This is a genomic window from Nakamurella sp. A5-74 (assembly GCF_040438885.1).
Lineage (GTDB): Bacteria > Actinomycetota > Actinomycetes > Mycobacteriales > Nakamurellaceae > Nakamurella.
Window position 1 is genome coordinate 3,189,828 of sequence record NZ_CP159218.1, and the last position, 22,851, is coordinate 3,212,678.

The following is a 22,851-nucleotide window of genomic DNA, read 5'->3' on the forward strand; positions in this document are numbered from 1 at the left end:
ATCCGGGTGTTCGATTCTTCCCATGACGGTACACGCGAGACCGTTGCCGATCGGGGCCGGCCGGAGGTGGCATTCAGCCACTGAGGTCGCGCCGCAACCCCGCCCGGACCAACGTCGCATGCAGCCGCAACACGGTGCCGGCCAACTGGGCTGCCATGGCCTCGGCCCGCTCCCGCGCGTCGGGATCCTTCTGCCGCGCCTGCGCGGAGACCATCTGCGAGATCATCGCTGCCTCCCGGTCGGCGGCCGTCCGCAGCGGGCGGAGATGACGGGCTTCGAGCCCGGCTGCGAACAGTTCGGCGGCGGCAGCGGCGATCTGCGCGGCCTCCGCCCCGTACCAACCACCTGCGCCGATCGAGACCAGTCCGAACGACTCGACGTCACGCAGCTGCTCGGTGGTCAGCCCGGATGCCGCGAGGAGTTCGACCCTCGTCATCCGCAGGTGGGTGTCGACACCGACTTCGGTCGTGTCCGGACCGATCGCGATCCCCAACGATCGGGGAAGGCGCGGCGACGGGGTGGCCGGCTCCAGGCCACGGGAGCGGGCATCCAGCTGATCCTTGATCACCTTGAGCGGCAGGTAGTGATCGCGCTGGGCGGTGAGCACGAACCGCAGCCGTTCGATGTCGGCCGGGCTGAACTGTCGATACCCGGCCGGAGTGCGCTCCGGGGTGATGAGACCTTCGGTCTCGAGGAATCGGATCTTGGAGATCGTCACTTCCGGGAAGTCCGGCTTCAAGCGGGCCAGTACGGCGCCGATGCTCCACGACTGCCCGGCGGGGAGGCCCGCTGCGGTCATCGAGTTGCGGTCACTGCTGGGCCGCGGCGCCGCCGGCCGCGGCCGCGTCGGCAGTCAGGAAGACCAACCGGAACTTGCCGATCTGCACCTCGTCGCCGTTGACCAGCAGAGAGCTCTCGATCGGTTCACGGTTCACGTAGGTGCCGTTCAACGAGCCGGTGTCGCTGACCTCGAAACCGCCGTCGACCCGTCGGAACTCGGCGTGCCGACGCGACACGGTCACGTCGTCGAGGAAGATCTCGCTCTCGGGATGACGACCCGCCGTCACCAACGGGACGTCGAGCTGGAAGCGCGACCCGGCGTTCGGACCACGCTTGACGACCAGCAGCGCGGTGCCCGGCCGCAGGGCGTCCAGACCGGTCAGGGTCTGCTCGCCGGGACGCTCGGGATCGCCGACCGTGACGGCCTTGAAGATCGAGGTGGTGGCAGCGTCGGAGCCGGCCGATCCCTGCGGGGACCCCGAGGACCCGGGCGGCGTGTTGTCGACGTGTGACATACCGTCGCTCCCTTCAGCGCTGGCGACCGCGACCCGGACGAGCCGCGGACCAGGGATGGCGAACCCACCCCGCAAGATACGGGCGGCGATCGCCGGCCCCGAGGTACTGACCGTACTGCAGGACCCGCGCGGGACGCGCCCCGGCGAGGCAGCCGGACCCACGCAGACCGTGCGGTCGAGGTTACCGCGCCCGGTGGATCTCATGTCACGGGTGGGCGACGGTCGGTGTTCACCGGGACCGGCTGACCCGGCGGCGCTACATTCAGCATCGTGAGCACATCCCGGACCCCTTCCCCGATCGATACCCCTGCCGCCTCCGCCGACACGCACCCGGTCGGCACCTCCCCCGACCGACCGGCCCGGGTCGGCGTCCAGATCCAGCCGCAACACCGTTCGATCGCCAACATGCGGCAGGCCTGCGCCGATCTGGAGGACGTCGGCGTCGACATCATCTTCAACTGGGACCACTTCTTCCCACTCTCGGGCGAACCGGACGGCCTGCACTACGAATGCTTCACCCTGTTGGCCGCCTGGGCGGAGGCCACGGAGCGGGTCGAACTCGGACCGCTGGTGGCGTGCAACAGCTACCGCAATCCCCAGTTGCTGGCGGACATGGCCCGCACCATCGATCACCTGTCGGAGGGCCGGTTCATCCTGGGCATCGGCTCCGGCTGGTTCGAGCGCGACTACACCGAGTACGGCTACGAGTTCGGGACCGCGGGCGGCCGGCTGGACGCGCTGGCACGCGACCTGCCCCTGATCGAACAGCGGTGGGCCGCACTGAACCCTGCACCGGTGCGCGACATCCCGGTGCTGATCGGCGGCGGCGGCGAGCAGAAGACGCTGCGCATCGTGGCCCGCCATGCCGACATCTGGCACGGCTTCGGCGAGCCGGAGGTGATCGCGCACAAGCACGCAGTGCTCGACGAGCGCTGCGCGGAGATCGGCCGCGACCCCCGGGAGATCGAGCGCAGCGCCGGGGTCGCGTTCACCCCGGGACGTGCGCCCGAGGTCGTCAGCGATTACCCCGGAAACGCCCAGGAGCTCTACGACGTGGGCACCCGGCTGTTCACGGTGGCCCTCGACGAGGAGCTCGACTACGGCAAGGTCCGCGATCTGGTGGCCTGGCGGGACGCGGTCAACCAGCGCTGAATGCTCTGCGCCGCACCGGGTTCCGCGCGATGGGACCCGGTGCCACTCGCATTCGCCGTGAACGGGTGCGGGCAGCGCGGGCTGTGCGGCCCTACTCGCCGCCGACCTGGTTGCCGTACGCGTCTGCGTCCATCAGGCTCTCCAGTTCGGCCGGATCGTCGAGCTGGATCTCCACCATCCAGCCGTCACCGTAGGGATCGGAGTTGACCGTCTCGGGGGCCGCATCGAGTGCCTCGTTGCGCGTCACGATCGTGCCGCCGACGGGCGCGAAGAGATCGGACACCGACTTGGTCGATTCGACTTCGCCGATGGTGTCGCCTGCGCTGAAGGTGCTGCCCAGGTCGGGCAACTGGACGTACACGATGTCGCCCAGCGCTCCCTGCGCGAAGTCGGTGATGCCGATCCGGACGGCGTCGCCGGACGTGGTGCGGACCCACTCGTGGTCGGAGCTGTACTGCAGGTCCTCAGGGATCACAGACGTGCCTTCCTCATCAACGGATCGGGGAACGAACTCGGACCGGCCCGGCGCAGCGACGGTATCGGCGCTGACGGTCGGGTCGCCCGCCCGGACATCACCGGGGTCATCCAGCCGGGCGAGCGTAGATCGGGGCTCGCGGCGTCCGCAAGGCGGTGATGCTGATCGACCGGGATTGGCCGACGTCGATGGTCGCACCGACCCGGCGGACGGAGTCGACCACTCCGCCGGGAATCGACATGGCCGCGGCCAGCGTGGCCGGCTCGCCGATGGCCTTCACGCTGATCGGTCGGTTGATGGGCTTGCCGTCGATCTGCAGGGAGGCCGCAGCCCCGACGAACGCGGAGTCGACACCGATCCGCACCGAGCCGATCTGGATCGCCTCGGCGCCGGCGTTGCGGAGCTCCTGGACGGTGTCGAGCAGGAACTCCGGGCTCACCGCACGGGCCGGATCGCCGATCCGCAGGGTGATGCCAGGCCCGGTGGCGGGCGCGACGCCGTTGATGATCTCCAGCTCCGAGGCCTGCTTCCGCGCTTCGGCCAGTGCCTCCCCGGAGCTCGCCCCGCCGGCGAGCAGTCCCTGCAGGGTCACCTCCTGGGTGCGGATCTCGGCATTCAGATCGTCCTCGCGCTGCTGCAGGCCATCGAGGATCTGCACCAGATCGTCGGAGCGCAGGGCTTCGAGATTGTCGCCGGCGGCGGTACTGCGCAGCTGGGTGACGAAACCGAAACCCAGCAGCGCGACGAGGACGAAGGCGACGACCGCTGTCACGGAACGCCTGCGGCGGGGCGTGCCGTGAGACGTGTGGGCTGCCGCCGTACCGGCCGTCGACGGCCCGTCCCGCGCTGCGTCCCGCCGGCCCCTCATGCGTGGAAGACCTGACGGCGGATCGCGGCGACGTTGGCGAAGATCCGGATGCCGAGCACGACGACGACCGCCGTCGACAGCTGCGAGCCGACACCCAACTGATCACCGAGGAAGACGATCAGCGCTGCCACCAGGACGTTCCCGATGAACGACACCACGAACACCCGGGAGTCGAACACCCGCTGCAGGAAGGCGCGCAGCGCGCCGAACAGCGCGTCCAGCGCGGCAACGACGGCGATCGGCAGGTACGGGGCGAGCCAGTCGGGCACCGACGGCGACGCCAGCAGACCGATGACGGCGCCGGCCAGCAACGCGACGACCGCGAAGACGATCGCCGACCATCGTCCCGCTGCGGGGTGTGCCGCGCTGTCGGTGTCCAGCGGTGCTTTCGGTTCGGTCATCGCGTGGGCTCCGGTTCGTTCTCGGTCGGCACGTCGGTGGACCGATCGGCGGTGGACGCGCTGGTGGAGGTACTGGTGGAGGTGCTGGTGGGCACGTCCGCGTAGCGCAGCTCGGCGGTACCGCCCCCCGGCAACGTCAGGGACCCGACGGTGGCCACGGTGAACCCGGCGCCGTAGTTGGACTTGAGCGAGAGCATCCGGCCGTAACCGGCGGTCGACACCAGCGCCACCTGGACGGCCTCCGGGTCGCCGATCGCGTCGATGGTGATCGGCCAGAAGACCGGCCGGTTGTCGACCAGGATCGCGCCACCCGCCTGCCGGATCGCCGAGGTGGAACGCAGTCTCACCCCGCCGACCGAGACCGCCTCGGCACCGGCCTCCCAGAGCCCATTGACCAGGAACTGCAGGTCACGGTCGAGGATCGGCGTGGTGCTGTCGGCCTGGTCGACCGTCAACTGCACCCCAGGACCGGTGACGGCGGTGAGCGCGGCGTCGTCACGGAGCGCGGTGACCGAACGGAGCGGACCGCCCGCACCGGCGAGCATCTGCTGCCCGCGGATCTGCGCATCGAGTTCCTCGGCCCTGGCCGCCAACACGTCCTGCCGGGACTGCGCGACCCGAACGTCCTGCAGGACGGCCGAGCGGGCCTTCGCATCGGCGGGGGCCGTGAAATGTCGCCACCCCACGGCGATGCCGACGGACAGTCCGGCCACCAGCATCGCGACGGCCAGCCGCACCGCGGTGGACGGTGCGTGTCGCCGCGCTCCCGAGCCCGGGGTCGTCGGCGAGCGGCGTCGGGCAGCAGCCGCATAACCGGGGTCGAGCGCATCGTTGGCCATGCCCTGCAGCCAGGCCAGACCGAACTCCCGCGGTGAGGTGTCGGTGCTGGAACCGCTCGGCGCCCTGGTCTGTCGGGGGACCGCGTCGGACTCCGGCAGCTCCAACGGCTCCGGCAGCTCCTGCGGCTCCTGCGGCTCCCGCGGCCCCCCGGGTTCCCGCGGCTCCCGGGGTTCCTGCGGGCGGTGGTCAGCCACCGGCGCTCCGGGCAGGCTTGCCCACCGGCGCGGTCGAGACCATCGAGGAATCAGGTCGCAGCGCCTGCCCCCACGACAGCCGCACCGGCGTCCTTCGGATCACCCAGATCACCTGCCGCAGGTACAGCGCACCGGCCCAGAGGTACAAGCCCATGCCCCAGACGGTGAAGGCCAGCCCGAACGGCTCAGCGATCCGCTGGATCAGTGCCTCGCCCTGCGCCAGCAACAGGAGCGGGAAGGCATACAGCAGGCAGAAGGTGGCCGCCTTGCCCAGGTAGTGCACCGGCAGCGGCGGGTAACCGTGTCGGCGGAGCACGGGGATCGCGAGACCGAGGACGACGTCACGCGCGATCAGCAGGGCAGCGGCCCACCAGGGGATGATCCCGCGGATGACGAAGGCGATCAGCGTCGCGAAGATGTACAGCCGGTCGGCGGCCGGATCCAGCAACTCGCCGAGCTTGGAGTACTGGCCCAGCAGCCGGGCGAGCTTGCCGTCTGCCCAGTCGGTGAACGCGCTGACCACGAGCACGACGAGCGCCCAGCCGTCCTCCTGCGGTCCGAGCAGCAGCCACAGGAACAACGGCACGCCCAGGAGCCTGAGGATCGACAGCGCGTTGGGGATCGTCCAGATCCGGTCCGAGGCGTCCTGCTCGGAGGTCCCCGTTGCGGCGCCTGTCCCGACCCCGCCGACCGCCCCCGGTTCGGTCATGACGATTCCCCGCTCCCTGCCCACGCATCTCACGCGCCGCATCGCACTTCCGGGACGAGCACGACCTCGTCACCCGGGGTGAGTCTAGAGCCCGCGCCGTACATTCCTCCCATGCGCGGAACCGGTACCAGGCCCCTTCCGGTGGCTCACTCCCCCGCGCTCCGGGTCGGTGGCTCCCGCCCTGCACGAGCCGTCTTCGGGCCACTCGCAGCCGAGGGTCTCGTCGAGGTCGTCGACCTGCAGGTCCGACCCGAGGTGCTGGACGGCAGCGGTTGGTGGGCCGTGGTCGGGACGTTCGAAGGACGACTCACCGGCTACCGGTTCGAACGGGTCAGCACGATGCACCACCCGACCACCGCTCCACCGGGCTGGCTCGGACCGGACCGGACGGCCTGGCGCTCGTCCCTCTCGGCGCAGCAGTACCGCACCGGCGTGCAGCTCATCCGGGAGGCGATCGCAGCCGGCGACGTCTATCAGGTCAACCTCTGCCGGATCCTGTCCGCCGACGACACCGGGGCGGACCCTGCCGGGCTGAGCGCGCGCCTGCTGCGGAGCAACCCGGCGCCGTGGTCGGGGATGCTCGACCTGGGCGCCGACTGGGTGGTGAGCGCGTCGCCGGAGTTGTTCCTGCGGCGCGACGGTGATCGGCTGGTCTCGGCGCCGGTCAAGGGCACGGCGGCGCCGGGAGAACCGTTCGCCGACAAGGACTTCCCGGAGAACGTGATGATCTGCGACCTGGTGCGCAACGACCTTTCCCGGGTCGCGGTCGCCGGATCGGTACGGGTCACCTCCCTGCTCGCCCGGGAGGAGCATCCGGGCCTGGCCCACCTGGTGTCCACCGTCGCTGCCCGCCTGCGCCCCGGGCTCGGCTGGGGCGATCTCCTGCGGGCGACGTTCCCGCCGGGATCAGTGTCGGGGGCACCCAAGATCAGTGCTCTCCAGGTGATCAGCAGGCTGGAACCCACCCCGCGCGGTCCCTACTGCGGGTGTTTCGGTTTCGTCGACGCCGACCGCGGTACGGCAGCCCTGGCGGTCGGTATCCGCACCTTCATCCGGTCTGCCGGGACGATCGCCTTCGGCACGGGCGCCGGGATCACCTGGGCCTCCGATCCGCAGGCCGAATGGGCCGAGACTGAACTCAAGGCCGCGCGGCTCATCGGACTGGCCAGCGGCTGAGCACTGCTCCCCGAGCCCTCGCGGGCTCGGGTGCGCGGTGTGAGGGCGGGACGTGGCCGGACCGGTCCCCCGGGATCCGGTCGGGTGGTGTCGGCGGGTACCCACCGCGTCCCCTACCCTTGCCGCCATGAGCGACGAGGGACTGCGTCAGGCCCAGGAACTGATGGCCGCCGACGGGCTGCCGCCCCAGGCCATCGCGGTGTTCTCCCGGTTCTACCGGGATCTGGAGTCCGGTGCGACCGGGATGGTGCACGAGGCCGACATCGACCCGCTGCAGGACGTCACCGCGCTGGCGGACGTGCAGATCGGCGACGACGAGCAGCGCTCAGCGCTCGCACAGACCGCGATCATCAAGCTCAACGGCGGCATCGGGACGTCGATGGGGATGGAGCAGGCGAAGTCGTTGCTCCCGGTCCGGGGCGCGCTGAGCTTCCTGGACGTCATCGTCCGGCAGGTGCTGCACCTGCGGCAGACGCACGACGTCGCCCTGCCACTGGTGTTCATGAACTCCTTCCGCACCCGCGACGACACCCTGCGGACGTTGGCCGGGTACCCGGAGCTCGCGATCGACGGTCTGCCGGCCGACTTCCTGCAGAACCGCGAGCCCAAGCTGCGGGCGGACGATCTCACGCCGGCGCAGTGGCCGGCGGATCCGTCGATGCAGTGGTGCCCGCCCGGGCACGGCGACCTGTACACAGCACTGAGCACCTCCGGCATCCTGGAAGCGTTGTTGGACAAGGGTTTCCGGTACGCATCCGTGTCGAACTCGGACAACCTCGGCGCAGCACCGGATCCGCGGATCGCCGGCTGGTTCGCCGCATCAGGGGCGCCGTACGCTGCCGAGGTCTGCACCCGTACCGCCGCCGACGTCAAGGGCGGATACCTGGTGGTGCGCAAGGCGGACGGCCGGCTGGTGCTCCGCGAGACCGCACAGACCCCGAAGGAGGAGGTCGCCCTCGCCGACGACATAACCCGGCATCGCTACTTCCACACCAACAACCTCTGGTTCGACCTGCGGGTGCTCGCCGACACGCTGACCGAACGCGACGGCGTGCTGGGTCTGCCGCTGATCCGGAATGCGAAGACGGTCGACCCCAGCGATTCCTCGTCCACGCCGGTGATCCAGATCGAGTCGGCGATGGGCGCCGCGGTCGAGGTGTTCGACGGCGCCGTCGCCCTGCAGGTCCCGCGCAGCCGGTTCCTGCCGGTGAAGACGACGAACGACCTGCTGCTCGTGCGTTCGGACGTCTACCGCCTCGACGAGCGTGGTCGGCTGGTGTCCGACCTGCCTGCCGGCGCCGACGATCCACTGGTCGACCTGGACAGCCGATTCTTCAAGCTGGTCAAGGGCTTCGAGCAGCGCTTCCCCGCCGGTCCGCCGTCGCTCCGGCACGCGCGCTCGCTGACCGTCCGCGGCGACTGGACCTTCGGCGCCGAGGTCACTGCCCGCGGCGATGCCGTGCTCGCCGAGCGCGACTCTCCCGGCACCGTGCCCGACGGGACAGTCCTGGGCGACTAGCTCACGGCGCGGCACGGACGGGGGCCGGTGCGCGATGACCGGACAGCACTCGCCGGACCGCCCAATGACGCAGAACGGCCGCCCGAGCAAACCCGCAGACGCTTCTGCAGAATCCTCAGCCGGCACCGCTTCCGGCACCCGCACACCTCGTCCACAGCACGCCTGACGAGGAAGTGGCCTTCGACGAGCGTTTCGGCAGGTGCTCCTGCGGAAATGGCGATCGGCGTCCATTTCCTGGTCACTGTTCCCACCAGCTCCCGACCCGCGGGACAACTCAGCAGGCTCATCCCGGCAACCCCGCGCCGCGGAGGTGCTCGAAGATCAAGTTGGTCTCGGTGAGCGCCACCTCGGGACGCGCGGAGAGTGCGTCCACCACGAACTCCCGCAGCGCAGCGCTGTCGGCGGCGGTCACGTGCACCAGGAAGTCGTCGGCGCCGGCCAGGAAGTAGACGTTGCGCACCTCCGGCCGTCGCCGGATGTGGTCGGCGAAGGCCATCATGTGGCTGCGCGAGCCCGACTGCACCCGCACCGCGATCATCGCCTGCAGCGGGAGCCCCAGCGCCGCCGGATCGACATCGGCATGGATCCCGCGGATCGCCCCGCTCTCGCGGAGCGCGCGCACCCGTGCGAGGCAGGTCGAGGCTGCTATCCCGACACGTTCCGCGAGCGCATTGTTGGCGATCCGGCCGTCCGCGGCGAGCACCCGCAGGATGTCCCGGTCGACGTCATCCGAGCGCACATCCGGGCGATCGGCCAGGTGCGCTGCGCCCGCCCGAACATCCTTCGATCGACCCGCGCCGCCGCGGTGTGATTTCGAACTTTCCACTGACACAGAGCGATTCTAGCGAATCTTCGGCTGTTCAGCTGGCGGTCGATCGGCGTCATATTCATACTTTGATCATCGGCCGCTCGTGAACCGCTCCGACGATTCAGTCGATCTGCGGGCCCACTGCAGCCGAGCGACTGCCAGTCACCGTCGAGATCCGAGGAAGTCCCATGCGCATCGGCGTCCCCAGCGAGATCAAGAACCACGAGTACCGGGTCGCGCTGACCCCCGCGGGTGCCCACCACCTCGTCGCCGCCGGCCATGCGGTCTCGGTGCAGGCCGGGGCCGGGATGGGTTCCCTCATCACCGACGAGGAATACGCAGCCGCGGGCGCGACGATCGTTGACGGTGGGGGCGATGCAGAGCGCGCAGCCGATCAGGTCTGGGCCGACGCCGAACTGGTGATCAAGGTCAAGGAGCCGATCGCCGCCGAGTACCACCGGCTGCGCGACGATCTGACCCTGTTCACCTACCTGCACCTGGCGGCCGACCGCCCGCTGACCGATGTGCTGTTGTCGTCCGGAACGACCTCCATCGCCTACGAGACCGTGCAGCTGCCCGATCGCTCGCTGCCGCTGCTCGCGCCGATGAGCGAGATCGCCGGTCGCCTGGCCCCCCAGGTCGGCGCCTACCACCTGATGCGCAACGAGGGCGGTCGCGGTGTGCTGCTCGGCGGTGTCCCCGGCGTCACCAACTCCAAGGTCGTCGTCCTCGGCGGCGGCGTCTCGGGGATGCACGCAGCGGAGATCGCACTCGGTATGCGTGCCGAGGTGAGCATCCTGGACCTCTCGATCCCGACGTTGCGACGCCTCGACGTCCAGTTCGGTGGAGCCGTGCGGACCCTCGCCTCGACCGCGTTCTCGATCGCCGAGGAACTGCGCACCGCCGACCTGGTGATCGGCGCCGTCCTGGTGCCCGGCGCCAAGGCTCCGAAGCTGGTGTCCAACGAGCTGGTCTCGCAGATGAAGCCGGGATCGGTGCTGGTGGACATCGCGGTCGACCAGGGCGGCTGCTTCGAGGACACCCGACCGACCACCCACGCGGAGCCGACCTTCACCGTGCACAACTCGGTCTTCTACTGCGTTGCGAACATGCCGGGAGCGGTGGCCCGGACGTCGACGTTCGCGCTCACCAATGCCACCCTGCCGTACGTCACCGCCGTGGCGAGCCACGGCTGGCGGGCCGCGAGCACCGCGGACGCGGCGCTGGCCGCCGGGCTGCACTCGCACCGGGGCACCCTGACCAACCTCGCCGTCGGCGAGGCGCACGGCATCGCGGCCGTGAGTCCGGCGGAGGCACTGACCGCCTGACGCTCATCCGCCCTCCCCAGCGGCCCCGGACCTCCTGCGAGGTTCGGGGCCGTTGCGCACCACGCCGACCTCTTCCCCGCTGTCGGCGCCGGATGCGAACATGTGTTCGTGTCGCGATCTCCCACCGAAGGTTTCGAGGAGCCCCCCGGGATCCTGCATGCCGACCTCGACTCGTTCTTCTCCTCCGTCGAACAGCGCGACGATGTGAAGCTGCGCGGCCGGCCCGTTGCGGTCGGCGGCGGCATCATCGTCGCTGCCAGCTACGAGGCCAAGGCATTCGGCATCCGCACCCCGATGGGGGGCGCCCAGGCGCGGGCGATGTGCCCCGGTCTGATCGTCGTCCCCGGCCGGTTCGCCGCGTACTCCGAGGCGAGCCGCAAGGTGTTCGAGATCTTCCGCGACACCACCCCGCTGGTCGAGGGCATCTCCATCGACGAAGCCTTCCTGGACGTCCGCGGACTGCGTCGCAGCGTGGGCTCGGCCCCGTGGATCGCCGAGCGGCTGCGCCGTCGGGTGGCGGACGAAGTCGGTCTGCCGATCACGGTCGGGATCGCACGGACCAAGTTCCTGGCCAAGGTCGCCTCGGCCGCAGCGAAACCCGACGGCCTGCTCGTGGTTCCCGTCGAGGGCGAACGCGCCTTCCTGCACCCGCTCCCGGTGGAACGCCTCTGGGGTGTCGGGAAGGTGACGTCCACCAAACTGCATGCCGTCGGCATCGACACCGTCGCCCAACTCGCGGTCACCGACCTTCCGACCCTGACGTCACTGCTCGGTCCCCACGGCGGGCGCCATCTGCTGGACCTGGCGAATCTGCGCGACCCGCGCCGGGTGACGGTCGGCAGGCGCCGGCGCTCCATCGGCGCCCAGCGGGCCCTGGGTCGCGGCGTGCACACCGTCGCCGAGATCGACGCGACCTTGATCGCCCTGGTGGAACGCGTCACCGGCCGGATGCGCAAGGCGGAGCGGGCGGGGCGAACAGTGGTGCTGCGCCTGCGGTTCGCCGACTTCGATCGGGCCACCCGGTCCAGGACGCTGAGCAGCGCAACCGATTCCACCGACGAGATCCTGGCTGCAGTCCGCGGCCTGATCTCTGCGGCGCGCCCGCTGATCGTCGATCGAGGCATCACGTTGGTGGGGATCGCCGTCACCAACATCGAGGACGACGACCAGCCGACCCTGCCCTTCGACGACATCCCCGGCCCGGCCATCGACTCCGCCGTCGACGCGATCCGGAGCAAGTTCGGCACCGATGCCGTCCGGCGCGGAGTACTCGTCGGCCGCAACACCGGCTACTCGATGCCGACCCTGCCGGACTGATGGCCGAGGGGGACCGGCGACCGGTCGGGCGCACCCAGCGGCGTCGATCCTCTCCATTGCTGGTTCGTCCGACGCGGCACCGGCTACGGTGGCGCCCGTGGCCACTTCCGGCAGCTCCCCGGCGATCGAGCTCGAGTCCGACGGCTTGGCTGTGCGCATCAGCAACCCGGATCGGATCTATTTCCCGGATATCGGCGCCACCAAGCGCGAGCTGGTCGAGTACTACCTCGCCGTCGGCCCCGGCATCGTCAACGCCCTGCGCGATCGCCCGTGCATGCTGCACCGCTTCCCGACCGGCCTGGCCGGAGACAAGGTGCACCAGAAGCGCATTCCGCACGGAGCACCGCCGTGGTTGGAAACCGTGCAGGTCTTCTTCCCCCGGTACAAGCGAACTGCGGACGAGGTCTGCGTCACCAAGGTCGCCGATGTGCTGTGGTGCGCGCAGATGTCGACGGTCGAGTTCCACCCCTGGAACTCCCGGCGTGCGGACGTCGAGAAGCCGGACGAGTGGCGGATCGATCTCGATCCCGGCCCGGAGTCCAGCTACGCGCAGGTGCGGCGAGTGACGCACGTCGCCCGCGACGTGCTCGACGAACTCGGGGCCGTCGGGTTCCCCAAGACCAGCGGCGGTTCCGGGATGCACATCTACGTCCGGATCCACCCCGAGTTCGGGCACCAGGAGGTCCGCCGTGCCGCACTGGCGTTCGCCCGCGAGGTGGAGCGACGAGCCCCGGACGACGTGACCACCACCTGGTGGCGCAAGGACCGGGATCCGGCGGCGCTGTTCGTCGACTACAACCAGAACGCCCGCGACCACACGATCGCCGCCGCCTACTCGGTTCGCGGCGTTCCGGATGCCCGGGTGTCCACCCCCATCCGGTGGGACGAGATCGACGATGCCGACCCGCGCGATTTCACCATTCGGACTGTGCCGCAACGCTTCGCGGAACTCGGTGACCTGCACGCCGGCATCGACGAGGCGGTCTTCGACCTGAGCGCGCTGATCGAGTGGGCCGACCGGGACGAGAGGGACGGCGCCGAACCGCCGGTCGATCTGGATGCCGAGGCCCCCGCGCCCTGAGGTCTGACCCCGGTGTGATTCGCTGGTCCGATGATCGATGGAACGGGCCGTGAACTGCTCGCCGACCTCGGCAGCGGCGTGCGCGTCGAACGTGCTGCAGCGCAGGACGTTCCGCGCATCGTCGAACTGCTGAGGGCCGACCAGCTGGGGGCCGGCCGAGAGCAGGACCCGGGCGACCCGCGCTACCTCGCGGCGTTCGACGACATCGCCGGCGACCCCCGTCAGCTGCTGACCGTGCTGGTGCAGCACGGCAGTGTGATCGGGACGATGCAGCTGACCACCGTTCCCGGTCTGTCCCGGCTGGGTTCGACCAGGGTGATCATCGAGGCGGTCCGCGTCTCGGAGACCACCCGCGGTCAGGGCCTGGGCGGCCGGTACCTGCAGTGGGCCATCGACCGCGCACGTACGGACGGCGCGGCCCTTGTGCAGCTCACCACCGACCGCAGTCGCGCGGACGCGCACCGCTTCTACGAGCGGCTCGGCTTCGAGGCCAGCCACGTCGGGATGAAGCTCCGGCTGCGCTGACGAGTCCGCTCAGCAGGGCCCCGCTCGACGGGACAGGCTCAGACGAAGGCGTTGAACCCGGTGATCGAGCGTCCGACGATCAGCGAGTTCATCTCGCGGGTGCCCTCGTAGGAGTAGATCGCCTCGGCATCGGCGAAGAACCGGGCGACGCCCTTGTCCAGCACGATGCCGTTGCCGCCCAGTACTTCCCGGGCCCACCCGACGGTCTCCCGCATCCGGGAGGTGGCGAACGACTTCGCCAGCGCCGAGTGCTCGTCCCGCTGCCGTCCTTCGTCCAGCAGCGTCGAAGCCCGGACACAGAGCGCGATGCTCGCCGTGATGTTGGCCAGGCACCTGGCCAACAGGTCCTGCACCAGCTGATGGGCACCGATCGGCTTGCCGAACTGTTCACGTTCCTTGGCATACGTCACTGCTGCCTCGTAGGCACCCACCGAGATCCCGATGGCCTGCCAGGCGACGTCGCAGCGGGTCAGCCGCAGCACGGTCGCAACGTCGCGGAAGCTCTCGATGCCGGCAAGCCGGTTCTCCTCGGGGACCCGGACACCGGTGAGGGTGATGTCGGCGTTCTGCACCGTCCGCAGCGCGATCTTGTTCTCGATCTTGGTGGCGGTGAAGCCTTCCGCATCCGTCGGCACGACGAAACCCTTCACCTCACCGTCCTCGGTGCTCTTGGCGAAGATGATGACGAAGTCGGAGAACGTGGCGTTGCCGATCCAGCGTTTCGCGCCGTCCAGGACCCAGCCACCTGAGTCGCGGCGGGCGACGGTCCGCAGTCCCTTGGCCGAGTCCGAACCGGAGTACGGCTCGGTGAGTCCGAATGCGCCCAGCAGCTCGCCCTTGGCCATCGCGGGGAGCCAACGCTGCTTCTGCTCCCGGGAGCCGCCGACGTCGATCGACCCCATCGACAGCCCGTTCTGGACGCCGACGAAGGTCGCGCAGCCGGCGTCGACCCTGGCCATCTCCAGCGCGATCCAGCCGCGGGCGACGGCGCTGGTCTCGAACCGACGGGTTTCGGGGAGTGCGGATCCGAAGACGCCCAGCTCGGCGAGTCCGGGGATCAACTGGTGCGGGAAGTCCGAGGCCAACCAGTACTCGTCGACGATCGGCGCCACCTGGGACTCGAAGAACTCCCGGATCTTGAGCACCTGCTGCTGCTCGGTGTCGGTGAGCATGTCCTGGAAGCAATAGAAGTCGCTCGGCAGGCGTTCGGCGGAGCTTGTCTGGGTGCCGGTCATCATCGTCCGATCTCCTGGTCCGGGAGGTGCTGGTCTCTCCACTATGCACGCCGATCAGCCGGTTGCCGTGGGCGAGTTACTGATCAGTAAGGTTGATCGCGTCAGCGCCGCCACACCCCCGACTGCCTCCGCGGCTGCCCGGCGCACGTGCGACCGGGCATGGGCGATCGCTGCCCCGAGGTCCGTGGTCAGGTGCGCCTCGTGGCGCAACGACGAGACCACTCCGAGACTGACCGCCAGCCGATGATGCTCCGGGCGAATGCCCTTGAGGATGACGGTGATGCCGCGCCGCTCCAGCTGCCGGACCAGCTCGGCGAGCTGCCGGGCTCCGGTCGCGTCGAACAGTTGCAGCTGCGACAGCCGCAGGATCACCACCTGTACGTCGTCAGCCGCTCCCACGCTGGCGGAGATCCGCTCGCCGGCGCCGAAGAACAGGGATCCGTCGATGCGGAACAATGCGATCCGCTCATCACCCGGGACGTGGTCGGGGAGCTCCTCGCGATGGGCGACGTTCGTGCGGGCCAGGGTGCGCAGCACCAGGACGACGGCCACCACCACCCCGATCGCGACCGCATCGATCAGGTCGAAGGAAACGGTGACGATCGCGGTGACGGCGAAGGGCATCCAGGTGCTCGACCCGGCGCCCAGGACGGCGCGCAACGTCGGCCCGGTGATCATCCGGGCCGCAGTGACCACCAGCACTCCGGCGAGTGCCGCCAGCGGGATGTGCGCGACGAGCGACCCTGCGAAGAGCACCAACACCAGGAGCACCAGTGCATGGACCACCGCCGCCAGCCGCGAACGCGCGCCGCTGCGGACGTTCACTGCCGTCCGGGCGATCGCACCGGTGGCCGGCATCCCCCCGAAGATTCCGGCGGCCACGGATGCCAGCCCCTGGCCGACCAGCTCCCGGTCGGCATCGAAGGGCCCGTTGTCCGCCATCGATGCCGCCACCCGTCCCGACAGCAGCGACTCGATGGCCGCCAGAATCGCCACCGTGCACGCCGGACCGAGCAGCGAGAACACCATCTGCAGCGACGCATGCGGCAACGCCGGCACGGGGAGACCGGCCGGGAGCCCACCGATGGTCGCCAACGGAGCCGACACCAGCATCGCGACCAGCGTCACGACGCCGATGGCCACGACGGACGACGGGAGCCGGGGGGTGAACCGGCGACCCACCTCCATCACCAGCGCCACCGCAGCAGCAGTCGCCAGTGCCCACATCGCCGATACCGGGTCTGCGGATGCGATGGCCTGGACGGCCGCGACCGCAGCATTGGTCGCAGCGCCATGCGCCGCGACGGCAGCCGGAATCTGTTGCAGCGCAATGACGACGGCGATACCGAGAGTGAAGCCCTCGATCACCGGCCACGGGATGTAGGCGATCACCCTGCCCAGCCGGAGGAATCCCGCGACCACGACCAGGATCCCCGCCATCACGCTGAGCACTGCGACCGATCCGACTCCGTGGGCGGCGACGACGGGCGCCAGCACGACGACCATGGCACCGGTCGGGCCGGACACCTGCACCGCCGAGCCGCCGAAGACCGCTGCGACGATGCCGGCCACGATCGCCGTCACCAGCCCCGCCTGTGGACCCGCTCCGGAGCTGATGCCGAAAGCGAGCGCCAGGGGCAGCGCGATCACACCCACGGTGAGACCAGCCATCAGGTCGGGCCGCCAGGATGTCGGCACCGCTCGGTAGTCCGCACGCGAGGGCGCCAACGTCAACAGTCCTCGGAGCGCTCCTGCGACCCTCATCGGTCGTGCTCGGGGAATGCCGCACCGACGGGCGGGAGGGCTCGGACAACGCGCAGCTGGTCCCCGCTCCCGGCAACGATCTGGCCCAGCAATTCACGAGCGATCCGCAGCAGGTCGGCCACCTGCGGGTACGCCAGCCGACAGAAAACCTGGCTCGCCCGGCGTTCCGAGAGCACCAACCGGTGACGCCGCAGGACCGCCAGCTGCTGGGACAGGTGAGAGGCCTCCAGCCCCGTCTCGGCCAACAGGGTGCTCACCGGAACCTCGTCCGCCGCCGACAGCAGTTCGAGGATCCGGATCCGCAACGGGTGCGCCAGCCCCTTGAACAGATCTGCCTTGACCTCGTACAGCGGCCGGAATTCGCTGTCGGCACTCAGATCGGCCATCGCCACTCCTGAATTGATGATTTAGTGAATTGATAGATTCATCATGTCACGCTGGTAGGACGGTCGGTGACGGCGCGGGTGGAGCAAGGCACCTGCGTACCGTCGAACACATGGGAAACCCTGCAGAGCTCGCCGCGACCGACCCGACCCGCAGGACGATCGTCATCACCGGCGCCAGCGACGGGATCGGCGCTGCTGCGGCCAGAGCGCTGAGCGCGTTCGGCCATCGCGTGGTGGTCGTCGGCCGCTCGCCGGAGAAGACCGCGAAGGTCGCCGCGGAGATCGGCGCCGACCACCTGCTGGCCGATTTCGCCGACCTCGCGCAGGTCCGCACTCTCGCCGATCAGCTGCTCGAGCGGTACCCGCAGATCGACGTGCTCGCCAACAATGCCGGCGGGGTGATGGGTGACCGCAGCGAGACGAAGGACGGCCACGAGAAGACCTTCCAGGTCAATCATCTGGCGCCGTTCCTGCTGACGACGCTGCTGGCCGACCGGCTCACCGAGAGTTCGGCGACCGTCATCGCCACGGCGAGCGCCGCCCACCGCTTCGGGAAGATCGAACTGGACGATCTGGAGTCCACCCATCGGTACAAGGCCATGCGCGCCTACGGCTCGGCGAAGTTGGCGAACATCCTGACGACGGTCGAGCTGCAGCGTCGGCTCGGGACGGGCGGCAGCGAGTTGCCCGCCGGTCGCCCGGGTCTCACCGCGGTGAGCATCCATCCCGGCGTCGTCGCGAGCCAGTTCGCCCGCGAGGGCAAGGCCCTGACGCGGCTGTTCTACCGGCCGCCGTTCGATCGGCTGCTGGTGACGACCGAGCAGGGCGCCGACCAGATCATCTGGCTCGCCCAGGGAACGCCCGGTGTCGACTTCACTCCCGGCACCTATTACGCCCGTCGCAAGCCTGGCTCGCTCAGCAAGCAGGCGAAGGATGCAACGCTCGCCCGCGGTCTGTGGGACCGCAGCGCGAAGATGCTGTTCGGCTGACGCACTCCGGTGATCGATCCTGCCGGGATCTCGACGCGTTCGTTCCTCTCTTGCTCGATCACCGTGGGGTCGGAGGTCGAGCGACGAAGGAGTCGAGACCCGACGGATTCAGGACCGATGGCGGACCGGACGGAATCTCGTTCGGTTCGTTCCTCCATCGCTCGATCAACGTCGGTCAGGCGATCCCTGAGGCCCCGAGCCAGGAACCGACCAGGTAGGTCGCTGCCAACGCGAGTGCGCCGCCCAGCACGACCCTGGCCATCGCGCGCCAGCGTGAGCTGCCGCCGATCCAGGCAGACAGGTAGCCGGTGATCGCGAGCGCGAAGAGCACGGCGACGAAGGTCACGGTCACGCGGGCACCGGCGGGCGGCACCAGGATCGCGACCATCGGCAGGATCGCGCCGACGGTGAAGGCGAGCGCAGAGGCGCCGGCCGCCGCCCACGGGCTCACGACGTCACTCTCGTCCAGATGCAGTTCGACCTCGAGATGAGCAGCCAGTGCGTCGTGGGCGGTGAGCTCGGTGGCGACCCGGTGCGCGGTGCCCTCCGACAGCCCCTTCTGTCGGTACAGCCCGACCAGCTCATCGAACTCCTGCTCCGGCATCTCGGCGAGCTCCCGGCGCTCCTTCTCGATCAAGGCGTGCTCGCTGTCACGCTGGCTGCTGACCGAGACGTACTCCCCCAACGCCATCGAGATCGCGCCGCCCACCAGCCCGGCCATCCCGGCGGTGACGATGGGGCCGGTCTGCGTCGTAGCCCCCGCGACGCCCACCACGATCGCCGCCACCGAGACGATCCCGTCGTTGGCACCCAGCACCCCGGCCCGCAACCAGTTGAGCCGTTGCGCGATGCCCTCGCGATGGGGCTCACCCGGATGGACCGCCGTATCGGTCGGGGCGTCGGGTCGGTCGGTCATGCCTGCAGTACACCACCATCGGGAGACCGGGGACGCCGAGCAGCACCCTTCCGGGACAGCTGTGACACGCTGGTACCGACGCGGTGCTGCCCGCCGCGACACGGTGGTGGGGCTCGCCTCCTGGCAAGAAACTTCGATCCGCGCGGTCGACAACAGTCCCTGTCCCCTGGTTCAGTACTGCCCGGAGATGGGAGCACCACCGCATGTCTGCACCGCACGACCCACACGCCGATCGCGATCCCGAGCTCGGCGTCGACAGCGATCTCGAGGTGTCCGACACCACCAGCGGGCCTTCCGGGGCCGTCCATCCTCGTCCGCGCTTCCTCCTGCTGGTGGCGGTCGGCGGCGCACTGGGGACTGGTCTGCGGGAGGCCCTGTCGCTGACCTTTCCGCCCGTCTCCGGGGTCTCGGTCACCACCGGGGTGATCAACGTGGTCGGCGCCTTCGTGCTGGGCCTGCTGCTGGAGTTCCTGTCCGGACGCGGCGAGGACTCCGGCCGACGACGGGACCTCCGACTGTTCGCCGGGACCGGGGTACTCGGCGGGTTCACCACTTACAGCGCCCTGGCGACGGACACCGTCCTGCTGGGAGACACCGGGCGCTTCGTCGCCGCCGGGGCCTACACCGTCGGCACGCTGGTGCTGGGGCTGACGGCTGCCGCTCTCGGCATCGTGCTGGGACGCCGCATCATCCGGCGTCGCGTCGCCGGGAGCTCTTCATGACCGCCGCAGTGTTCGCCGGGATCTGCGTCGCCGGAGGCCTCGGCGCAGCCGCCCGGTTCTGCGTGGATGCGACGGTACGGAAGCGGTTCGGCTCCCGGATGCCCTGGGGCACAACGATGATCAATCTGTCCGGTTCGCTGCTACTGGGGTTGCTCACCGGTCTCGCCACCGCTGCGCTGGTGTCGGCCGACTGGCGGGCGATTCTCGGCACCGGCCTGCTCGGTGGCTACACCACCTTCTCCACCGCAGCATTCGAGACGGTGCGGCTGCTGCACGCGGGCCGCCGAACCGCCGCGGCGCTGAACGGGATCGGGATGCTGGTGCTCGCGGTGCTGCTCGCCTGGGGCGGGTTTGCCCTCGGCTCGTCGTGGTGAGCGCAGGTCTCCGCGGCGCGGCTATCGTCGACAGCAGGGACAGCGGCGCGCGCTCGCCCCGACGAGGAGGTCACAGGCGGATGCAGATCACCGGTGCAGTGCTCGAGACGTCCGGCGCGGAGGCGCCTTTCGCGCAGAGCCGGCCGTTCACCGTCAGCACGTTGGAGCTCGACGCGCCAGGACAGGGTGAGCTGCTGGTGCGCATCGAGGCCGCGGGCGTGTGTCACTCCGATCTCAGCGTCGTGGACGGCAACCGGGTGCGGCCGACGCCGATGCTGCTGGGTCACGAGGCGGCCGGCATCGTCGAGCAGATCGGTGACGGCATCGACGATCTGCAGGTCGGCGACCGGGTGGTGATGACGTTTTTGCCGCGCTGCGGTTCGTGTGCAGGGTGCGCGACGGACGGCCGCCTGCCGTGTGAGGTCGGCGCCGCTGCCAACGGAGCGGGTTCCTTGGTCGGCGGCGGGATGCGACTGCACCGCAACGGCTCCGACGTTTTCCACCATCTCGGAGTCAGCGGCTTCGCCAGTCATGCAGTGGTCAGTCGGACGTCCGTGGTCGGTGTCCCCACGGACGTCCCGGCCGAGATCGCGGCCTTGCTGGGCTGCGCCGTTCTCACCGGTGGCGGCGCCGTCATCAACGCCGGCAGACCCGCTCCCGGTGCGACGGTCGCGGTGGTGGGCCTGGGTGGGGTGGGGATGGCCGCGCTGTTGGTGGCGCAGGCACTCGGACACCCGGTGATCGGCGTGGACATGGTGGCCGACAAGCTCGCGCTGGCCCGTGATCTGGGAGCAGCGCAGGCGATCTCACCGATCGACGCGGTCGAGCAAGGCCTGCGAATACCGGTCGTGATCGAAGCGGCGGGCTCAGCGCGTGCCTTCGAGACGGCCTTCGCGGTCACCGCACCTGGCGGGACCACGGTGACGGTCGGATTACCTGCACCGCAAGCTGTCTCGACGATCTCACCGCTCACTCTGACAGCCGAGGCGCGCACCGTGATCGGAAGCTATCTCGGATCAGCCGTTCCCGAGCGCGACATCCCGACCTACGTCGATCTCTGGCGGGACGGGAAGTTGCCCCTCGAGCGGCTGGTGTCCTCACGGATCCGCCTGGAGGATCTGAACGGGGCGATGGACGCCCTGGCCGCCGGCACCGAACTGCGCCAGCTCATCACCTTCTGACCTCGACGCGCATCGAGCGACGCAGCAGCCAAGAACCCACCCACGCCGATCGAGCGACACAGCAGCCAAGAACCCACCCACGCCGATCGAGCGACGCAGCAGTCGAGATCCCACCCACGCCGATCGAGCGACACAGCAGCCGAGATGCCGTCGAATCCGCCTGCTCAGTCCGCGCCCGGCTCCGCGTCCCGTCGGCGTGCGGCGGCGCGCTGCTCCTCCGCCCGTGCACGGCACTGGGCGAGGAACTCGGCATCGGCCTCCGGGGTGGACGCGGTGGCTCGACCGGGTCGCTCGTACTCGGGGAAACCGCTGGGTCGCGCACCTGCGTAGTGCCCGCTGAAGCGCGGCCGGGTGCTGCGCGGCCGACCGGCGATGAGCCAGATGATCGAGCCGATGTCCGGCAGGATCAGCACGATCAGCAACCATGCCAGCTTCGGAAGATTGCGGCACTCCCCCTCGGGCGTGAGGATGACGTCCACCAGGCAGAAGACCCACAGCGCCAGCAGCGCGAACCCGACGACCCCACCTACGTACAGCATGTGTTCTCCCCCGTGCCGGTCGGACAGACCTTGCAGCGATCATGCAGGACCCGCCGGTTCGGCGCCAGAGCAGACGGTGCCCGGATCGGGTGATTTCCGTGGAGGTGGCCCTCGCGTGATGAAGGGGTCGAGCCCCGATGCGCGTGACGGTCGCGGGGGTCGAGCGACGCAGGAGATCCCACCCTGCGCATGCCGGTTGCGCCGGTCGAGCGACGCAGACATCGCAACCGCACCCTGCGCGTCCCGGTCACGGCGGTCGAGCGACGCAGGAGACGAGACCCCGTTCCCGTCACCGCCTGCGAGCGTCCGAGCTCAAGTCCGCAGGATCTTCTCCATCGACTTGCCCTTCGCCAGCTCGTCCACCAGCTTGTCCAGGTAGCGGATCTTCTGCATCAGCGGATCCTCCACGTTCTCCACCCGGATGCCGCACACCGTTCCGGTGATGAGCGAGACGTTCGGGTGCAGCTGCGCTGCGGCGAAGAACTCCTCGAACGTGGTCTTCTCGTCGAGATGCCGTTGCAAGGTCGGCTCGTCGAACCCGGTGAGCCAACGGAAGATCTCGTCCACTTCGGCGCGGGTGCGGCCCTTGCGCTCTGCCTTGTTCACGTAGTGCGGGTACACCGACGCAACGCTGGTGGTGAAGATGCGGCTCATCCGCAGAATCTAATACGGGCGAGATCTCAGCAGAAGGTTGTCACGCCTGGCGAAAGGCGCTACGACGGACCGCCTCCGCCAGTGCCCGCAGCCACGCGGCGGAAAGCGGACTTTCGCTGGTGAACCGGCTTGTTGCTGGCCGGAAGGGCGTCCTCGAAGCCAGCAACAGCCCTTGTCACCAGCGACGAAGTCGCGGCAGCGGCTCCCGCACCAGGGCACGAGAAAGGCCAGGTCGGAGTGTTCACCACTCTGACCTGGCCATCTCGATACGGTCGGGCTGACAGGATTTGAACCTGCGACCCCCTGACCCCCAGTCAGGTGCGCTACCAAGCTGCGCCACAGCCCGCCACTGCACGAGGCAGCCTGACAAGGCTACCGCAGCCCGGCGACCGCTCCGGCACCC

General features: G+C 69.6%; 25 protein-coding genes and 1 tRNA gene. 11 read left to right on the forward strand and 15 right to left on the reverse strand.

From position 1 onward, the window contains the following. Positions 1–73: 73 nt before the first annotated feature. Positions 74–799 carry a MerR family transcriptional regulator gene (locus tag ABLG96_RS14675; RefSeq protein WP_353648102.1) on the reverse strand — a complete coding sequence of 242 codons (726 nt, stop codon included), beginning with the start codon at positions 797–799 and terminating at the stop codon, positions 74–76. Positions 800–809: 10 nt separating this feature from the next. Then, positions 810–1,295 carry an FHA domain-containing protein gene (locus ABLG96_RS14680; RefSeq protein WP_353648103.1) on the reverse strand — a complete coding sequence of 162 codons (486 nt, stop codon included), beginning with the start codon at positions 1,293–1,295 and terminating at the stop codon, positions 810–812. A gap of 297 nt (positions 1,296–1,592) precedes the next feature. Between ABLG96_RS14680 and ABLG96_RS14685 the strand changes: the two genes are divergently transcribed. After that, the gene (locus ABLG96_RS14685; RefSeq protein WP_353651521.1) at positions 1,593–2,447 is read left to right on the forward strand and encodes an LLM class F420-dependent oxidoreductase; all 855 of its coding nucleotides are present in this window, start codon (positions 1,593–1,595) and stop codon (positions 2,445–2,447) included. Positions 2,448–2,538: 91 nt separating this feature from the next. Here ABLG96_RS14685 and gcvH read toward each other — a convergent pair whose 3' ends face one another. The 5 genes from gcvH to ABLG96_RS14710 all read right to left on the reverse strand — a co-directional run bounded on the left by gcvH (position 2,539) and on the right by ABLG96_RS14710 (position 5,934). Then, complete coding sequence (gene gcvH / locus ABLG96_RS14690; protein ID WP_353648104.1) at positions 2,539–2,922, reverse strand: glycine cleavage system protein GcvH; 384 nt, start codon at positions 2,920–2,922, stop codon at positions 2,539–2,541. A gap of 106 nt (positions 2,923–3,028) precedes the next feature. After that, positions 3,029–3,694, reverse strand: a complete 666-nt coding sequence (locus tag ABLG96_RS14695; RefSeq protein ID WP_353648105.1) for a DUF881 domain-containing protein — start codon at positions 3,692–3,694, stop codon at positions 3,029–3,031. Positions 3,695–3,786: 92 nt separating this feature from the next. Then, positions 3,787–4,191: a small basic family protein gene (locus ABLG96_RS14700; RefSeq protein ID WP_353648106.1), complete on the reverse strand. Its 405-nt coding sequence runs from the start codon at positions 4,189–4,191 to the stop codon at positions 3,787–3,789. After that, on the reverse strand, positions 4,188–5,225 hold the full coding sequence (locus ABLG96_RS14705) for a DUF881 domain-containing protein (protein ID WP_353648107.1): 1,038 nt from the start codon (positions 5,223–5,225) through the stop codon (positions 4,188–4,190). The genes ABLG96_RS14700 and ABLG96_RS14705 overlap by 4 nt, the downstream gene beginning before the upstream one ends. Continuing rightward, positions 5,218–5,934 carry a CDP-alcohol phosphatidyltransferase family protein gene (locus ABLG96_RS14710; protein WP_353648108.1) on the reverse strand — a complete coding sequence of 239 codons (717 nt, stop codon included), beginning with the start codon at positions 5,932–5,934 and terminating at the stop codon, positions 5,218–5,220. Before ABLG96_RS14710 ends, ABLG96_RS14705 begins: the two co-directional genes overlap by 8 nt. 111 nt (positions 5,935–6,045) lie before the next feature. Between ABLG96_RS14710 and ABLG96_RS14715 the strand changes: the two genes are divergently transcribed. Together ABLG96_RS14715 and ABLG96_RS14720 are read left to right on the forward strand one after the other, a co-directional pair. After that, the gene (locus ABLG96_RS14715; RefSeq protein ID WP_353648109.1) at positions 6,046–7,110 is read left to right on the forward strand and encodes an anthranilate synthase component I family protein; all 1,065 of its coding nucleotides are present in this window, start codon (positions 6,046–6,048) and stop codon (positions 7,108–7,110) included. A 127-nt stretch (positions 7,111–7,237) separates the two neighbouring features. After that, entirely contained in the window at positions 7,238–8,629 is a 1,392-nt protein-coding gene (locus ABLG96_RS14720; RefSeq protein WP_353648110.1) for a UTP--glucose-1-phosphate uridylyltransferase, read from the forward strand. 283 nt (positions 8,630–8,912) lie between these two features. On the opposite strand, the gene ABLG96_RS14725 is transcribed toward ABLG96_RS14720, so the two are convergent. Next, on the reverse strand, positions 8,913–9,386 hold the full coding sequence (locus ABLG96_RS14725) for an Lrp/AsnC family transcriptional regulator (RefSeq protein ID WP_353651522.1): 474 nt from the start codon (positions 9,384–9,386) through the stop codon (positions 8,913–8,915). A 239-nt stretch (positions 9,387–9,625) separates the two neighbouring features. Between ABLG96_RS14725 and ald the strand changes: the two genes are divergently transcribed. The 4 genes from ald to ABLG96_RS14745 all read left to right on the forward strand — a co-directional run bounded on the left by ald (position 9,626) and on the right by ABLG96_RS14745 (position 13,688). After that, complete coding sequence (gene ald, locus ABLG96_RS14730; RefSeq protein WP_353648111.1) at positions 9,626–10,765, forward strand: alanine dehydrogenase; 1,140 nt, start codon at positions 9,626–9,628, stop codon at positions 10,763–10,765. 108 nt (positions 10,766–10,873) lie between these two features. After that, positions 10,874–12,082 carry a DNA polymerase IV gene (gene dinB / locus ABLG96_RS14735; protein WP_353648112.1) on the forward strand — a complete coding sequence of 403 codons (1,209 nt, stop codon included), beginning with the start codon at positions 10,874–10,876 and terminating at the stop codon, positions 12,080–12,082. Between the two features lie 97 nt (positions 12,083–12,179). Continuing rightward, on the forward strand, positions 12,180–13,163 hold the full coding sequence (gene ligD, locus ABLG96_RS14740) for a non-homologous end-joining DNA ligase (protein ID WP_353648113.1): 984 nt from the start codon (positions 12,180–12,182) through the stop codon (positions 13,161–13,163). 30 nt (positions 13,164–13,193) lie between these two features. Further along, the gene (locus tag ABLG96_RS14745) at positions 13,194–13,688 is read left to right on the forward strand and encodes a GNAT family N-acetyltransferase (RefSeq protein ID WP_353648114.1); all 495 of its coding nucleotides are present in this window, start codon (positions 13,194–13,196) and stop codon (positions 13,686–13,688) included. A 38-nt stretch (positions 13,689–13,726) separates the two neighbouring features. Here the strand turns inward: ABLG96_RS14745 and ABLG96_RS14750 are convergent, their stop codons facing one another. Genes ABLG96_RS14750 through ABLG96_RS14760 form a run of 3 tightly spaced genes read right to left on the reverse strand, consistent with a single transcriptional unit; the run spans position 13,727 to position 17,073 of the window. Next, entirely contained in the window at positions 13,727–14,926 is a 1,200-nt protein-coding gene (locus ABLG96_RS14750; protein WP_353648115.1) for an acyl-CoA dehydrogenase family protein, read from the reverse strand. Positions 14,927–14,977: 51 nt separating this feature from the next. Beyond that, positions 14,978–16,687, reverse strand: a complete 1,710-nt coding sequence (locus ABLG96_RS14755; protein ID WP_353648116.1) for a SulP family inorganic anion transporter — start codon at positions 16,685–16,687, stop codon at positions 14,978–14,980. Further along, positions 16,684–17,073, reverse strand: coding sequence for a metalloregulator ArsR/SmtB family transcription factor (locus ABLG96_RS14760; RefSeq protein WP_353648117.1), 390 nt, complete (start codon positions 17,071–17,073; stop codon positions 16,684–16,686). Before ABLG96_RS14760 ends, ABLG96_RS14755 begins: the two co-directional genes overlap by 4 nt. A gap of 110 nt (positions 17,074–17,183) precedes the next feature. Between ABLG96_RS14760 and ABLG96_RS14765 the strand changes: the two genes are divergently transcribed. Then, positions 17,184–18,062 (forward strand): SDR family NAD(P)-dependent oxidoreductase, encoded by an 879-nt coding sequence (locus ABLG96_RS14765; protein ID WP_353648118.1) that lies wholly within the window; start codon positions 17,184–17,186, stop codon positions 18,060–18,062. 175 nt (positions 18,063–18,237) lie between these two features. Here ABLG96_RS14765 and ABLG96_RS14770 read toward each other — a convergent pair whose 3' ends face one another. Next, positions 18,238–18,978 (reverse strand): VIT family protein, encoded by a 741-nt coding sequence (locus ABLG96_RS14770; protein WP_353648119.1) that lies wholly within the window; start codon positions 18,976–18,978, stop codon positions 18,238–18,240. Between the two features lie 203 nt (positions 18,979–19,181). Between ABLG96_RS14770 and ABLG96_RS14775 the strand changes: the two genes are divergently transcribed. The 3 genes from ABLG96_RS14775 to ABLG96_RS14785 all read left to right on the forward strand — a co-directional run bounded on the left by ABLG96_RS14775 (position 19,182) and on the right by ABLG96_RS14785 (position 21,255). Beyond that, a complete protein-coding gene (locus ABLG96_RS14775) occupies positions 19,182–19,700 on the forward strand; it encodes a CrcB family protein (protein WP_353648120.1) in 519 nt (172 codons plus the stop codon). Then, on the forward strand, positions 19,697–20,074 hold the full coding sequence (gene crcB / locus ABLG96_RS14780; RefSeq protein WP_353648121.1) for a fluoride efflux transporter CrcB: 378 nt from the start codon (positions 19,697–19,699) through the stop codon (positions 20,072–20,074). Before ABLG96_RS14775 ends, crcB begins: the two co-directional genes overlap by 4 nt. Positions 20,075–20,154: 80 nt before the next feature. Then, on the forward strand, positions 20,155–21,255 hold the full coding sequence (locus ABLG96_RS14785; protein ID WP_353648122.1) for an alcohol dehydrogenase catalytic domain-containing protein: 1,101 nt from the start codon (positions 20,155–20,157) through the stop codon (positions 21,253–21,255). A 164-nt stretch (positions 21,256–21,419) separates the two neighbouring features. On the opposite strand, the gene ABLG96_RS14790 is transcribed toward ABLG96_RS14785, so the two are convergent. The 3 genes from ABLG96_RS14790 to ABLG96_RS14800 all read right to left on the reverse strand — a co-directional run bounded on the left by ABLG96_RS14790 (position 21,420) and on the right by ABLG96_RS14800 (position 22,794). Next, on the reverse strand, positions 21,420–21,794 hold the full coding sequence (locus tag ABLG96_RS14790; protein ID WP_353648123.1) for a PLD nuclease N-terminal domain-containing protein: 375 nt from the start codon (positions 21,792–21,794) through the stop codon (positions 21,420–21,422). Positions 21,795–22,106: 312 nt separating this feature from the next. Further along, on the reverse strand, positions 22,107–22,448 hold the full coding sequence (locus ABLG96_RS14795; protein ID WP_353648124.1) for a DUF2200 domain-containing protein: 342 nt from the start codon (positions 22,446–22,448) through the stop codon (positions 22,107–22,109). Positions 22,449–22,720: 272 nt separating this feature from the next. Further along, positions 22,721–22,794 (reverse strand) — tRNA-Pro (locus tag ABLG96_RS14800). Between the last annotated feature and the right edge of the window lie 57 nt (positions 22,795–22,851).

What these genes read in the sequence shown, in the direction of transcription:
- ABLG96_RS14770 (WP_353648119.1), bottom strand. Translation starts at nt 18,978, where the DNA reads ATGACCGACCGACCCGACGCCCCGACCGATACGGCGGTCCATCCGGGT.
- ABLG96_RS14710 (WP_353648108.1), bottom strand. Translation starts at nt 5,934, where the DNA reads ATGACCGAACCGGGGGCGGTCGGCGGGGTCGGGACAGGCGCCGCAACG.
- ABLG96_RS14745 (WP_353648114.1), top strand. Translation starts at nt 13,194, where the DNA reads ATGATCGATGGAACGGGCCGTGAACTGCTCGCCGACCTCGGCAGCGGC.
- ABLG96_RS14720 (WP_353648110.1), top strand. Translation starts at nt 7,238, where the DNA reads ATGAGCGACGAGGGACTGCGTCAGGCCCAGGAACTGATGGCCGCCGAC.
- ABLG96_RS14680 (WP_353648103.1), bottom strand. Translation starts at nt 1,295, where the DNA reads ATGTCACACGTCGACAACACGCCGCCCGGGTCCTCGGGGTCCCCGCAG.
- ABLG96_RS14785 (WP_353648122.1), top strand. Translation starts at nt 20,155, where the DNA reads ATGCAGATCACCGGTGCAGTGCTCGAGACGTCCGGCGCGGAGGCGCCT.
- ABLG96_RS14775 (WP_353648120.1), top strand. Translation starts at nt 19,182, where the DNA reads ATGTCTGCACCGCACGACCCACACGCCGATCGCGATCCCGAGCTCGGC.
- ABLG96_RS14755 (WP_353648116.1), bottom strand. Translation starts at nt 16,687, where the DNA reads ATGAGGGTCGCAGGAGCGCTCCGAGGACTGTTGACGTTGGCGCCCTCG.
- ABLG96_RS14700 (WP_353648106.1), bottom strand. Translation starts at nt 4,191, where the DNA reads ATGACCGAACCGAAAGCACCGCTGGACACCGACAGCGCGGCACACCCC.
- ABLG96_RS14760 (WP_353648117.1), bottom strand. Translation starts at nt 17,073, where the DNA reads ATGGCCGATCTGAGTGCCGACAGCGAATTCCGGCCGCTGTACGAGGTC.
- ABLG96_RS14715 (WP_353648109.1), top strand. Translation starts at nt 6,046, where the DNA reads ATGCGCGGAACCGGTACCAGGCCCCTTCCGGTGGCTCACTCCCCCGCG.
- ABLG96_RS14790 (WP_353648123.1), bottom strand. Translation starts at nt 21,794, where the DNA reads ATGCTGTACGTAGGTGGGGTCGTCGGGTTCGCGCTGCTGGCGCTGTGG.
- ABLG96_RS14750 (WP_353648115.1), bottom strand. Translation starts at nt 14,926, where the DNA reads ATGATGACCGGCACCCAGACAAGCTCCGCCGAACGCCTGCCGAGCGAC.
- crcB (WP_353648121.1), top strand. Translation starts at nt 19,697, where the DNA reads ATGACCGCCGCAGTGTTCGCCGGGATCTGCGTCGCCGGAGGCCTCGGC.
- ABLG96_RS14765 (WP_353648118.1), top strand. Translation starts at nt 17,184, where the DNA reads ATGGGAAACCCTGCAGAGCTCGCCGCGACCGACCCGACCCGCAGGACG.
- ABLG96_RS14675 (WP_353648102.1), bottom strand. Translation starts at nt 799, where the DNA reads ATGACCGCAGCGGGCCTCCCCGCCGGGCAGTCGTGGAGCATCGGCGCC.
- ABLG96_RS14795 (WP_353648124.1), bottom strand. Translation starts at nt 22,448, where the DNA reads ATGAGCCGCATCTTCACCACCAGCGTTGCGTCGGTGTACCCGCACTAC.
- ald (WP_353648111.1), top strand. Translation starts at nt 9,626, where the DNA reads ATGCGCATCGGCGTCCCCAGCGAGATCAAGAACCACGAGTACCGGGTC.